The following is a 12,947-nucleotide window of genomic DNA, read 5'->3' on the forward strand; positions in this document are numbered from 1 at the left end:
CGCCCCCTCCCCTTTCATCTTTACGACCGCCGCCGTCGCCCGTTAGGATGAGGGTGAACCTCATCATCCAAGGGAGGTGCGAGATGAGAAGGATATCCCTCCTCGCCGTCGCGTTTCTGGCGGGGTCCCTGCTGATTTCCGGCTCGGCGACGGCGGCCGATAAGAAGCCGGTCGTTCGCTTCGGGTTCTATCCCTCCCACAATCGGGAACAGCTCACTATTTTAGCCGAGGAGTTCTGCCAGTATCTGACGGACAAGACCGAGTACCGCTTCGTGCCGGTCGTGAGCCACAACTACGACGATCTGATCGAGGGCGTCGGCAAAAACGAGGTGGACTTCGCCTGGCTCTCGCCGCTCAGCTACGTCAAGGCGGAACGGAGCGGCGTCGCGCGGGTGCTTCTCAAGTCGGTCCGCGGAGCGGAACCGTTCTACTACGGCGCCATCGTGGTGCGCCGGGACAGCGGGATCCGCACGATCCGCGAACTACAGGGGAAACGAATGGGCTGGGCCTACCCGAGCAGCACCGCCGGATTCATGTTCACCAAGGCGGCGCTCCACGCCCAGGGGATCGACGTGGACGCCTACTTCGCGTCCAACACCTTCATCGGCGGTTACGACGAGATCGTCAAGGCGGTCCTCCACGGGCGGATCGACGCGGGCGCCGTTTTCGCCAACGACACGGAGAACCGCCGGGGCGCCTGGACCCAGTACCTCGAGCCGCGGGACAGCCGCAAGCTGAAGGCGGTCTTCTATACGAAGCCGATACCGGGCGACACGATCACCGGCTCCAAGCCCTTCATCGAGGCGAACCCCAAGATCACGAACGAAATACTCCGGCGTTTGCTCGAGATGGGGGACGACCCGGCCGGCAAGAAGCTCCTTTACGACCTCTACCAGGTGGACTATCTGGTCGACGCGGAGAGCGGGGATTACGAGTCGGTGCGCGAGGCGGAGAGGCTGTTCCCGGATCGCTTTTAACCGGTCGGCGCCGGATCGGTTCGTCCTGCGAAGGCGGAACGCGGCGAACCGATCCGGCGTCCCCAGCCACTTGACACGGATAGAAACAGTTACAGCACGACGAAATCGGATTTGCCTCTCCCGCATTGACCGTCAGCGGGAAATTCATTTTCCCTTCTTCTTTTGCTTGCGCCTCCCTCCTGGCGGCTTGATTCCTTTCGCGCTATCCTCCCGGCGAGGAGACTTGTCGGATGAGCGATGATCGCCGGTCGCTCCGGAGCATTCTGATCCCGCTGATCGTCTTCGGCGTCGCCTTCGGCTACCTGGAGGCGGCGGTGGTGATTTACATCCGGCGGATTTTCTTCCCCGAGGGGTTTCGCTTTCCCATTCTCGTCCCGCCGAATGCCTACGCGCTCGTGGAACTCCTGCGAGAAGCCGCGACCCTCATCATGCTCTGGGCGGCGGCGTCGCTCGCCGGGCGCTCCCGCTGGGAACGCTTCGGATGGTTCGCCTTCCTCTTCGGCGTCTGGGACGTCGTCTTCTACGCCGGCCTCTTCGCCGTTCTCCGCTGGCCCGAATCGCTTCTCACCTGGGACATCCTCTTCCTCATCCCTCTCGTTTGGGCCGGCCCCGTTCTCGCCCCCCTCCTCGTGTCGGTCCTCCTCGTTTCCGGCGGGGCGGCCCTCGCCGTCCGGAAGCGCCGCGGACGGCCGGTCCGCGTTCGGCCGTTCGATTGGGCGCTCGGCGCGGCCGGAGTCCTCCTCATGCTCGGCTCCTTCATGACCAACCACGGCGTCCTCGTCGCCGGCGGGATCCCCGAACGGTTCCCCTGGGCGTTTTTCGTCGCCGGATGGCTCGCCGCGGCGGGAGCCGGCGTACGTGTTTTACGCACGAAACAATAGAAGCCGAGAGAAGGACGTCAGCGGCCGACGAGCCAGCAGAGCTGCGCCGTGAGGATCGCGAGGTAGTTCCCCACCGCGTAGCCGAGAAGGGCCATGAGGATCGAAACCGGGATCAGGCTTTTTCGGTGATAGGCGGCGACGATCGGCGCCGAGGCGATGCCGCCGATGTTCGCCGCCGAGGCGATCGCCGCGGTGTGCACGTCCACCCGGAAGAGGCGGGCCCCGAGAAGCACGAATCCGCCGTGGATGAAGATCCAGATGAAGGCGCCGGCGACGAACCAGGGCGCCCGGCTGAGCCCGGAGAGTTCCGCTCTCGCGCCCATGCCGGCGACGAAGAGGTAAACCATCGCCATGGCGATCGGCTGGCTTCCGGGGATGCGCCGCGCCCGCGTGAAGGAGAGAGCGATGCCGAAGGTGGTGACCAGCAGCACCTCCCAAGTCCCCGTGGAGAGGACCGGCGGGAGCTCCGGAATGCCCGCCGCGACACCCTTGGCGGCGGCGGTGACGGCGAGCCCGATCGAAAGGAGAAGAAGGAGGTCGAGCATCGCAGGCGCCCGCTCCTCCCTTTCGATGGAACGGGCCGCCTCCTCGAGTATCCGGAGACGATCCGACGAGACGCGGGTGAAACGGCCGAATCGCTCCGCCCACGCCTTCGACCCGAGCAGGATCGGCAGCCAGACGACGTAGACCAGATTGTCGGAGAGGACGGCGAGGCCCAGTTCCTCCGGGGGCGCGTCGAGGGCGCCCGCCACGGCGGCCATGTTCCCGGTGCCGCCGATCCAGCTCCCCGCCAGAGCGCCGAATCCCTTCCACGCATCGTGCGAGAGGCCGCGATGCACCAGCGCGTATGCAACGGCGCCGCCGATCACCACGCCGGCGCTCCCGAGGAGCATGACGAAGACGCCGCTCCCCATCACGCGCACCGCCTTCCGGCAATCCAGCGAGAGAAGCATGAAGGTGAGGAAGATCGGAAGCGCGTAGGCGCGCATCCCCGAATAGACCGGGCTCGCCGTCGGAATCACCCCGGTGTTGGAGAGGACCAGCGGAATCATGTAGATGAAGAGGAGCGGCGGGAAATAGTGGAACAGTCTCCAGCCGGTCCGCTTCTCCACCAGAAAGACCGCGGCGACGAGCGCGGCGAGGAGGGTGAGCACGGCGAGAGGCGAAACGATCAAGGGTCTTCCTCCGGGGCGCGGTTCCTTCGCAGTGTATCCGATCCGCTCCGATCCTTCCCCCCCTTTTCCCGCGCCGCCGCCGGCGGGGTCTTCCGCGAGCCGGCCTCTCCCTCCCCGCCCGGCCCGCTTCTCCGGATCTCGAAAACCAGAAAGCGCCCGTCGTCATAGAGCGGCCGGAAACGCCTTTTGTCCGCGGCGACATCCTCGAGCAACACCCGCCCCCACCGCCGCTTCCTGTCGAAAGCGACGTGGGTCACCCCCCACTTCCGGAACCAGGCGGCCATCTCCTCCAACTCGTCGAGAATCGGGAGCGCCACCGCGCTCCGCCCGGTGTAGTAGGCGAGCACGCGCGGTTTCCAGAACGAGAAGAGCGCCTCCTCAGGCGAGAGGTTCTCCACGTAGTCGAGAAACGCCGCCGCCGCGGGCGACTCGGGGCCGTCCGGCCGCCCGCGTGTCGTCAGTCCGGAAGAGGCGACCCCGTATCCGGTCCAGAGAACGAGAAACGCCGCGCCCGCCGCCGCCGCGACGCGCCTCCCCCCGCCGGAGAAGAGACCGCCGATCCACCCGGCGCCGAGCAACATCCAATAGAGAAGGAAGGGATAGACCGGGAAGAGATACCGGTGTCCCTGCTGGAAGGGGAAGACGATCAGCACGGCGACCTGGGCGAGAACGAAAAGGAAGAGCGGCCACAATCCTCGGCGAATGGAACGGACCATCCCCGCCAGGGCGAACGTCGAAAGGATCAGAAAGAGCGGATAGCGTGCTCCGGGGAGAAGAGGGAAAGGAGGGAGAAAGCGCTCCGTCAGAAGTCTGTAGTACCGAAGATTCTTCCACACGGTTCCGGGGGAGGCTCCGGCGAAAAGCCCTCCGTAGGCGAGATCGGGCATGAGCACGCGGAAGACCACCACGCCGGCGGCTATCGCGGCGGCCGCCGCCCACGGCGCGACCGACCGGAGGCCGCCTCGCCGCAATCCCTCGCCCAGAAAGGGGACGAGGAGGAGCGCGCCGACCGGGCGAATGAGCGTGGTGAAGAGAACGAGCGCGGCGACCAGCGCCGCTCCGCCGGGATCGATCCTCCCCCGCCTCCACGCGCGCTCGATGACGATCAACGACAGCAGGAGGAAGAAGAGAAAAGGCACGTCCGAAAGAATCCGATCGCTTTCCTCGATGACCGCCGCGCTCCAACCGAAGAGAAAGAGGAGGAGAAACGCCGCCCCGTCGCCGATCTTCCCCCGCGCCCAAACGCGGAGAAGGGCGAGCGCGCCGACGAGAAAGAGAACGCCCTCCACCTTGAAGGGGAGCATGGAACGGCCCGCGACGAGACGGACCGGCGCGAGGAGAAGCGGAAAACCGGGCGGGTAGGAGGAGGTGCTCACGTAACTCATGAGAGGAGTCCGGACATATCCGGTCTCCCCGTAGGCGCGGCCGTCGACGATGTTCTCCGCGTGGCGCAGATAGTGGGCGAAGTCGCCCCCCCAGTCGTGGCCGGACCTGATCGTAGAGAGGTGAAGAACCGCCGTGAGCAGGAGCAACGCGGGAAAGGCCGCCCGCCGGACGCGCGCGGAAAGGGGCCCGAACGCGTCTCCGCGCCGGGCCCCTCCGCTTCCGCCGGAATCGATCAGACCGTTTCGCTCTTTTCCAGACAATGGATTCCGAGACGCTCCAGTTCCTCGAGCACCGGTTGGTAAACCTCGGGCGACACAGGGATATGCACGCCGCTCCCCTTGATCTTCCCTTCCAGGAGGTAGCGGGTCGCCACCGCGGCCGGGAGCCCCACCGTGCGGGACATGGCCGAATCACCCTTCGGGATGCCGAAGTCGATGAGCGTGGAGGTGATGTGTTCCTTGTGGCCGTCGGAGAACCCGCCGGCGGTGAAACGGTGATGCAGGACGATCATGTCCCGCTCGCCCGGGCCGTAGCCCATCTTCTCGAGCATGATCTTTTCGAGCGCGTCCAGATAAGACCCCTTGTCGAAGGGGATCTTCTCGTCGCCGAAGAGGCCGAGCCACGCCATGTTGGTGATCGGCGTCGCGTCGGCGGCGATGCCGAGCTTCTTCATCACCGCCTTCTTCGGGTCGGAGCCGCCGGCCATCTCCGCCAGGACGGCGCCGTAGGTCTTCCCGCCGAGATCGCGCTTCTCGTCGTCCAGGAAGCCGAGATCGACGATCGCCTTCAGCGTCTCGCACCAACCGAAATTGCGAAGCGTGGCGCGGATCACCGTCTTCGCCTTATGGAGGCTGTAGATGTCGATATAGCCGATGGAATCCCGGTTCGGATAGGCCTGGTACTTGCCGTACCCCTCGCCCTCTCCCTGAATGTCCAGCGTCCAGCGGTCCTCGAAGAGACCCTTCGATGGGATGTCCCGGCGTTCGCCGTCCTTGAGATAGCTGGCGTTATTCTTGCCGGCGAGAAGGACGCCGCGGGGCGACCAGGAAAACTTATAACCAAAGGGATTGGTGTTCGCCTCCGGCGCCGGCAGGCCGCCGCAGTAGGACATGAACTCCTCGATGTGCCCGCCCCGGCCGCGCACGTCGTGGAAGACGCGCATCGCCGACATGTGGTCGATGCCGGGATCGAGCCCGATCTCGTTCAGGATCATCACGCCCGCCTCTTTCGCCTTGGCGTCCAACGCCTTCATGGCGGGACTGACGTAGGAGGTGGTGACCATCAATTTCTTGTGTTGGATGCAGAGTTCCGCCACCTGCACATGGAACGCGTAGGGGACGAGGCTGATCACCAGGTCCGCGCCGGGGACCAGGTCGGCCAGCGCCTTCGGGTTCGTCAGGTCCAGCGGCGTCGCCTTCCCGCGCTCATGGCCGTCGATCAGCTTCTCCGCCTTCGAGACGGTGCGACTGGCGCAGTGCACGTGGAAGTCCGGCTGGTCGAGCAGATAACGTACGAGAGGCTTAGAGACAAGCCCGGCTCCCAGGACGAGGGTCTTCTTCATCGCTTCCCTCTCGGCTCCTTTGAAGTCTTTCGGTTCTCAATCACTCCTGTCCCAAATACTTGGTCAGGTAACGGTAATCTTCGGTCAGCTCCCCCTTGTGTAGGATCAGCGCCTCCCGGATCGGTCCGGGAAGCTCCACCCGATCCCGGGGGAGGGAGAGGTCCGCCCGGGCCAGGTCCGCCAGGAAAGGCGCCAGCGCTTCGCCGAAGGAGAGCGACGCCTCCCGGGGGAGCTCGGCGGGGAGGATGTCCACCGTCATCATGACCGGGCCGTTCCCCACCACCCCTTCGACGGTTTCCCCGGTGAGGGGTTCGTAGACGAAACAGGGATTCCCCGGCTCCATCGCCTTCACCGTCGATTCGACGGCGCCGCCGATGTCACAGGTGATGTCGCCGATCACCCGAAGCCGCGGCTTCCCCCCGGACCAGGCGCGGCGCAGCCAATCGAGGGTGACGAAACGGGGATACCGATCGTCCCAATAGACGGCGTTCACCAGGGCGTCCAGATGGGGGAGGTGCCGCTCGAAAACGGAGCGGTATTTCTCCGGATGATCGTAGTAATCCCGTAGTTCGAAGGCGTCCCCCGGACGGACCGGTTCGACGAGGTCCTTTTCGTAAAAGACGACCTTGACGAAGGGACGTGCCCGCGTCGCGGCGGGTGCGCCCGAAGCGAGATCGCCGGGGGACACCTCCACCGGATCCAGGAGACCGTAGATCTCCTGGGCTCCCTGAGAGACGTTGCCGTATCCGGCGAACCCGATCGTGAAGGGGGTCAGCTCCGCCGGCCACTCCCCTTCGCGGATCGACGCGCCGGCGTCACGGATCGCCGTTCGCGCCTCCTCCAGCGAGTCGTACTCCAGCGCCATCTTGATGCGGGCGAGGGGCGTGTCGAACCCCTCCGCCTCGAGGCGCTTCCCGGCGGCGCGGAGCGTCTCGATCATGCCGGCGAGACCGGCGTGCCTCCCGAACAGGACCAGCCGCCGCCCCTTCTCGTCCACGATTCTCTCGTAGTCGATCAGGTGGCAGCGCCGCTCCATCATCCGGCGGAACATGGGCATGTTGTACTTCTGCCCCTTGATCACATGGGCGAAGAATACGTAGGCCTTCTCCTCGAGGAAAAGGTCCGGCGGGATTTCTTTCACGCCAAAAATGATCGAACAGGGGGACAGGTCCTCGTCCACCACCGCTCCGGCCCGCCGGTATTCCTCGTCGGTGAAGATCCGCCTCGGATTGGGCTGCACCCGCACCGGGATCCCCTCCCGCACCAAACGCCCCGCCTGATCCGGTGGAATGGGGGTCCGTCTCTCCCGGACGCTCTTGTCTTCTCGTCGTATCCCTATCGGTTTCATGGACTTCTCGTTTCCTCCCGGCAAGCGCCCGCCGAAAGTCATTCTATCAGGAAAAGGAAAAGCGTCCAAGTCCGGCGCAAGACGATAAAAAAAAGCGCCCTCCCCGACCGGGAAGGGCGCTCATGGATCCCCGAGACGCGGAGAGAATCTCAGGCGGGCTGCTTCTCCAAAAGGATCTTGATCGCCTTGGCGATGCGGGCGATTCCGGTCTTCAGCTGTTCCTGGCTCGGGAAGCTGAAGTTGAGGCGCATCGTGTCGCTCCCGCCTCCGTCGCAGTAGAAGGCGTTGCCTATGACGAAGGCGACGTTCTCCTGGAGCGCCTGCGCGAGAAGATCCTTGGCGTTCAGACCGTCCGGGAGGGTCATCCAGAGGAAAAGCCCGCCCTCGGGACGGGTCCACTTCACACCCCAGGAAGGATCGATGTTGTCGTCCAACGCCTTCAGGATCACCGCGCACTTGTCGCGATAGACGGCCCGTGTGCGCTCGAGCTGCGCCGGCAGGCGGCCCGTTTTCAGGTACTCCCTCGCCACGAGCTGGCTGAGGGCGCTGGTGCACAGATCGACGGACTGTTTGGCGACCACCAAGCGGCTGATCACGTCCGGATGCGCGATCGCCCAGCCGAGCCGGAGCCCCGGGAAGAGAATCTTGCTGAACGTGAAGAGGGAGATGACGCGGCCGTCCTCATCCATGCTCTTCATGCTCGGGACGTTTTCACCGGTGTAGCGGAGCTGGCGGTAGGGGCTGTCCTCGAGCACCAGCATGTCGTGCTTGCGGGCGAGTTTCAGGATCTTCTGGCGGCGCGAGAAAGAAAGCGTCACGCCCGCGGGGTTCTGGAAATCGGGGACCAGGTAGAGGAGCTTGGGCTCGATGTTCCTCTCCCGCATCGACTTCAGCTGTTCCTCCAGCGCATCGGGAGGCATGCCGTCGTCGTCCAACGGGATACCGGTCATCAGGGCGCCGGCGGCGTTGAAGGCGGAGAGGGCGCCCAGATAGCTGGGGAGGCCGCAGATCATCGCGTCCCCCGGCGCGAGGAATACACGGCTCACCAGGTCGAGGCCCTGCTGGCTCGCGGTGGTGATCATCACCTCGTCGCGGGTCAGGCCGGGGAGGCCGTCGTCGGCCATCATCTTGATGATTTCGTCCTTCAGGCCGTTGTCCCCCTCCGTGGTCCCGTACTGGAGGGCGTTCGCGCCGAACTCCCGCATCGCCCCCGGTAGGAGGTCGGCGATCTCTTCGAGAGGGAAGGTCTCGGGCGCGGGGAGTCCGCCGGCCAGACTGATCACCTCGGGCCGGGCGGTCAGCTTCAGGAGTTCCCGGATCTCGGAGCGCTTCGCCCGGCGCGCCGAGTCGGATAAGAATCTTTGGAGATAGGTATCGTCCATGATGGTCCCCTCTGGATGGAAAGAGGCCGTTGCATTGGTATGGAAACGGGGATGCCGACGGGTCGCCGGCCGCGGATCGAGTGGGGCGGACCGTGCGGCTCCCTTATCATCAGAACAGAAAACCGCTGTATATTCAAGCGGTTCGTCACGTCGCGCCGGTATGGACGCGGATCATACGGGCCGCCGCGTCGATCATCCGGGGGAGAGCCCGGGCGACCGGTGCGCTGAATCCCTCGCCCGGCGCGGTGTCCCGCACGCGCATCAGAAGGAACTCCACCTCAGGGAGGCGCAGGTCCAGCTTGCGCGCCAGTTCGAAGGCGGTCCCGAAGTCCAGGCCGCGGAGGGCGCCGTGGGGACGGAGGAGGAAACGGGCTTCCCGCAGCCCCGCCTCGATCAGGCCTCCCGCCGGGCCGTCTCCCTCCAGGATGGAGTCCAAAACCAAAGCCCTTTCGTGCCGTTCCAGAAGATCGAACAGTTCGTTCCCCCGCAGATCCCCACGAACCAGATCCTCTCCGTCGCGGCCGAATCCGAGGGCGCGGAGCCCCTCCAGCGCGGCGATGCCGACGCCGTCGTCCCGCCGGAGGGGGACACCGAAACCGAGGACAAGCATGCGAGAACGATCCGTATATCTCATTGCCGTTCAGTCTGTTAAGAGTTTCGGTCGGCCGGGGTTCGGTCCTCGTTTATTTGAATTGCATCCGCCGTGCCAGAAAGGACGTTCCTCTCGCGATCAAGGACCCTCGCGATTTTTCACGAGTTAACAATCAACCCCGGCGGCGGCGACGGTGAAACTCCCCCATTCTCCGCCAGAAATTCCGACCCTCCGGCGCACACCGTGTCATTCTGACGGACCCGCGTGCCCGTCGATCCGGGTTTCCGGAACGATCTCCCTACGGAGGGGGATGGACGAAGGGCCGAATTCTGCTAAACTCGGCCCGCTGGCCGCACACGAATCGGGAAAGAGGAGCCGGAACCGGCCATGAACGAAGTGGTTGCGTTGATTCTCGCCGGCGGGCGGGTGAATGAACTCTCCATTCTCACCATGCACCGCCCCAAGTCCGCCATTCCCTTCGGCGGGATGTACCGGGTGATCGATTTCGCCCTCAGCAATTTGATGCACTCCGGGATCGAGCGCGTGGGGATCCTCTCCCAGTTCCGCTCCGGCTCCCTGATCCGTCACATCGGCATCGGCTCCTCCTGGGACATGACCGGCCGCGACCGGGGCGCCACCATGCTCCCCCCCACGAAGGGGATCGCGGACACGGATTGGTACAGGGGGACGGCGGACGCGGTCTATCAAAACCTGGAGTTTCTCGAGAGGCACGGCCCGGAACTGGTGCTGATCCTGTCGGGCGATCACATCTACCGGATGGATTACGGCCCGATGATCGAGTACCACCGCCGCAAGGAAGCGGATCTGACCATCGCGTTCACGGAGACGCCGATCGACCAGGCGCACCGTTTCGGCCTCGGGCGGCTCGACGATGAGGACGGCCCGATCGGCGGGCGATTGGTCGACTACGTCGAGAAACCGGAACGTCCCACTTACACCGCCGCTTCGATGACGGTCTACCTCTTCCGCGCCGGCCTGCTCGCGCATCTGGTGACGGAAAACGCGCGCCACGGCGAGGGCTGGGAGTTCGGCCGGGACATCCTCCCCCGCATGCTGGGCCGCCACCGCGTCTACGGCTGGCGACACCGCGGCTACTGGGGCTACACGCGAACGGTGGACGAGTTCTGGCAGTGCCATATGGAACTCCTCGGCGAGCGCCCCCGGATCGACCTCGAAGGGTGGGGAGTGCGGACCAACCTGGATCACTTCGGCCTGCGCGATCGCTCCCCGGCGCTCCTCCTCTCCGGTTCGACGGTGGAGGACGCGAGGATCTCGCCCGGCTGCCGCGTTTCCGGCACGGTGAGAAACAGCGTCCTCTTCCCGGGATGCCGCGTGGCGAGGGGGGCGGTGGTGGAGCACTCGATCCTCTTCCCGGACGTGCATGTCGAGCGGGACGCGGTGTTGGATCGGGTGATCGCCGACATCGGCGTGACCGTCGGTCCCGGGGCGCGCGTCGGCGACGGCGACGACGACCGGCCGAACCGGAGCGTACCGGAGCTTCTCCGCTCCGGCATCACGCTCGTCGGTAAGATGACCCAGCTCCCCGGCGGCGTCCGGATCGGAAGAAACTGCATCGTGGGTCCCTATTTCGGACCGGAACGATTCACGGAGCAAACGTATTCCTCGGGGGAGACGATCGGATGAGGGAGACGGTGGTCATGTTGCTCGCCGGCGGCGGCGGCACGCGGCTCAACATCCTCGCAAAGCTCCGCGCCAAACCGGCGGTCCCCTTCGGCGGCATGTACCGTATCATCGATTTCACGCTGAGCAACGTGATGAACTCCGGCATCGGATCGGTGGCGGTGCTGACCCAGTACAAGCCGATCTCCTTGATGAACCACCTCGGCGTCGGCGAGGCGTGGGACATGACCGGCCGCACGCGCGGCGTGAAGATCCTCCCGCCGCGCACCGGCGAGCGGGATTCGGACTGGTACCGCGGGACCGCCGACGCGATCCGGCAGAACATCGAGTACATCCACCGTTCCGATCCGAAGAACGTGCTGATCCTGTCGGGGGACCACATCTACGGCATGGATTACCGGCCCATGCTCCGCTTCCACCGCGACCGCCGGGCGGACCTCACCATCGCCATGATGGAGGTGCGGCCGGAGGAGACGCGCCACTTCGGGATCGCCCGGACCGGAGAGAAGGGGCGGGTGATCGAGTGGCAGGAGAAGCCGGTGACGACCGACAGCCGTCTCGCTTCGATGGGGATCTACGTGTTCGACGCCGCCTACATGCTTCGCGCCCTCCGGTCCATCGGGGGGAGCGACTTCGGCAACCACGTGATCCCCACGGCGGTGGGAGAGGACCGCGTCTACGCCTATCCCTTCCGCGGCTACTGGAAAGACGTGGGAACCCTGCAGGCGTTTTGGGAGGCGAACCGGGACCTTCTCGACCCGGACAGCGGCATCGACCTGGAGTCGTGGCGCGTGAGAACCAACCCGGAGGAGATCGGCCGCCTCGGCGATCGCCCTCCCGCGATGATCGCCCCCGGCGCGTCGGTGTCCGAATCGCTCATCTCCCCCGGCTGTGAGATCCGCGGCGAGGTGGTCCGCTCGATCCTCTCGCCCGGCGTGATCGTCGCCAAGGGGGCGCGCGTCGAGGACTCGGTGATCATGAACGACACGCGAATCGACCGCGGCGCCCGCGTGAGCCACGTGATCAGCGACAAGCAGGTCTGGATCGGCGAAGGGGTGGAGATCGGCACCTGGGGCGCGGGGACGCCGAACCAGGAGTTCCCGGAACACCTCTCCACCGGCCTCACCGTCATCGGCAAACAGGCCACCGTCCCCGCCGGCTGCCGCGTCGGCCAAAACACCATCCTCTACCCCTCCCTCCGCAAAGACCGCTTCCCCCTCCACGAAGTCCCGCCCGGCAGCACCCTGCGAAACGAAGAAGACAGGTAGCTCTCCTTCCCCATCGAAATCCAAATCGAAATCGAGGCAAATGGGGACAGCCACCTATTACGGGGAATACAGCTGGTGCCGGACACCCTTCCGCCGCCGGCTCTCCCTCTCGGGGCCGTCAGGCCTTCTCTCGATCCCGCTATCCCCTCCGTCTCCTCTTCGGACGGACGGCGTGATCCTTCGAGGAGGAGGGGCGGGAGGGGCCCCCACCTCTCGAGGTGCGTGAGGAAGGGCCGCGCGAGGTCGCACCCTTGTGGAAACTCCGTGGCGATCACGAACCAACCCGGGGGGCGGCACGCCCCGGACTCCGAGAGGGATACCCCGTCCGTTCTTTCTCCCCACACCGTGCCCCGAAGGGAGAGCCGGTGGGGGAAGGAAAGGCACCCTCACCCCCACCCTCTCCCGTAAGCGGGAGAGGGAGAAAATGATTTCGATTTCGATACCGATACCGATGCCGATAGCGATCCCCATTTCTTTTCGGTGCCGGATACCTCCTCACTCCGCTCGGAGAGAATCCGGGACGGAATGATCCTGAATCACTTTCCCTTTGCACGGTGGTTCGCGGTCCGGAGACGGATTCGTAAACGAAGGGGGAAAGGGGAAAAACCTGAAACACTCCCTTTGCGCCCGTGGTTCGCGGTCCGGAGACGGATTCGTAAACGAGAAGGGAAAGGGAAAAAACCTGAAACACTCCCTTTGCGCCCGTGGTTCGCGG

Annotated in this window: 10 protein-coding genes; 4 read left to right on the forward strand and 6 right to left on the reverse strand. The window is 65.2% G+C overall.

All coding sequences use genetic code 11. The features are described from left to right. The first annotated feature begins 83 nt into the window (after positions 1 to 83). Together phnD and JW958_05435 are read left to right on the forward strand one after the other, a co-directional pair. Positions 84 to 977, forward strand: a complete 894-nt coding sequence (phnD, locus tag JW958_05430; GenBank protein ID MBN1825690.1) for a phosphate/phosphite/phosphonate ABC transporter substrate-binding protein — start codon at positions 84 to 86, stop codon at positions 975 to 977. 230 nt (positions 978 to 1,207) lie between these two features. Beyond that, complete coding sequence (locus JW958_05435; protein MBN1825691.1) at positions 1,208 to 1,858, forward strand: hypothetical protein; 651 nt, start codon at positions 1,208 to 1,210, stop codon at positions 1,856 to 1,858. Between the two features lie 17 nt (positions 1,859 to 1,875). Here JW958_05435 and JW958_05440 read toward each other — a convergent pair whose 3' ends face one another. The 6 genes from JW958_05440 to JW958_05465 all read right to left on the reverse strand — a co-directional run bounded on the left by JW958_05440 (position 1,876) and on the right by JW958_05465 (position 9,320). Beyond that, positions 1,876 to 3,033 carry a DUF819 family protein gene (locus JW958_05440; GenBank protein ID MBN1825692.1) on the reverse strand — a complete coding sequence of 386 codons (1,158 nt, stop codon included), beginning with the start codon at positions 3,031 to 3,033 and terminating at the stop codon, positions 1,876 to 1,878. After that, positions 3,030 to 4,565, reverse strand: a complete 1,536-nt coding sequence (locus JW958_05445) for a hypothetical protein (protein MBN1825693.1) — start codon at positions 4,563 to 4,565, stop codon at positions 3,030 to 3,032. The genes JW958_05440 and JW958_05445 overlap by 4 nt, the downstream gene beginning before the upstream one ends. Positions 4,566 to 4,651: 86 nt before the next feature. Continuing rightward, on the reverse strand, positions 4,652 to 5,980 hold the full coding sequence (locus JW958_05450; GenBank protein MBN1825694.1) for a saccharopine dehydrogenase NADP-binding domain-containing protein: 1,329 nt from the start codon (positions 5,978 to 5,980) through the stop codon (positions 4,652 to 4,654). 40 nt (positions 5,981 to 6,020) lie between these two features. Continuing rightward, positions 6,021 to 7,328, reverse strand: a complete 1,308-nt coding sequence (locus tag JW958_05455; protein ID MBN1825695.1) for a hypothetical protein — start codon at positions 7,326 to 7,328, stop codon at positions 6,021 to 6,023. A 149-nt stretch (positions 7,329 to 7,477) separates the two neighbouring features. Then, complete coding sequence (locus JW958_05460) at positions 7,478 to 8,710, reverse strand: PLP-dependent aminotransferase family protein (protein ID MBN1825696.1); 1,233 nt, start codon at positions 8,708 to 8,710, stop codon at positions 7,478 to 7,480. 145 nt (positions 8,711 to 8,855) lie between these two features. After that, on the reverse strand, positions 8,856 to 9,320 hold the full coding sequence (locus JW958_05465; protein ID MBN1825697.1) for a hydrogenase maturation protease: 465 nt from the start codon (positions 9,318 to 9,320) through the stop codon (positions 8,856 to 8,858). A gap of 369 nt (positions 9,321 to 9,689) precedes the next feature. On the opposite strand from JW958_05465, the gene JW958_05470 reads away from it, so the two are divergent. After that, positions 9,690 to 10,967, forward strand: coding sequence for a glucose-1-phosphate adenylyltransferase (locus JW958_05470; protein MBN1825698.1), 1,278 nt, complete (start codon positions 9,690 to 9,692; stop codon positions 10,965 to 10,967). Continuing rightward, a complete protein-coding gene (locus tag JW958_05475; protein MBN1825699.1) occupies positions 10,964 to 12,232 on the forward strand; it encodes an NTP transferase domain-containing protein in 1,269 nt (422 codons plus the stop codon). The genes JW958_05470 and JW958_05475 overlap by 4 nt, the downstream gene beginning before the upstream one ends. The last annotated feature ends 715 nt before the right edge of the window (positions 12,233 to 12,947 follow it).

Source organism: Candidatus Eisenbacteria bacterium, assembly GCA_016930695.1.
Taxonomy (GTDB): Bacteria; Orphanbacterota; Orphanbacteria; order Orphanbacterales; family Orphanbacteraceae; genus JAFGGD01.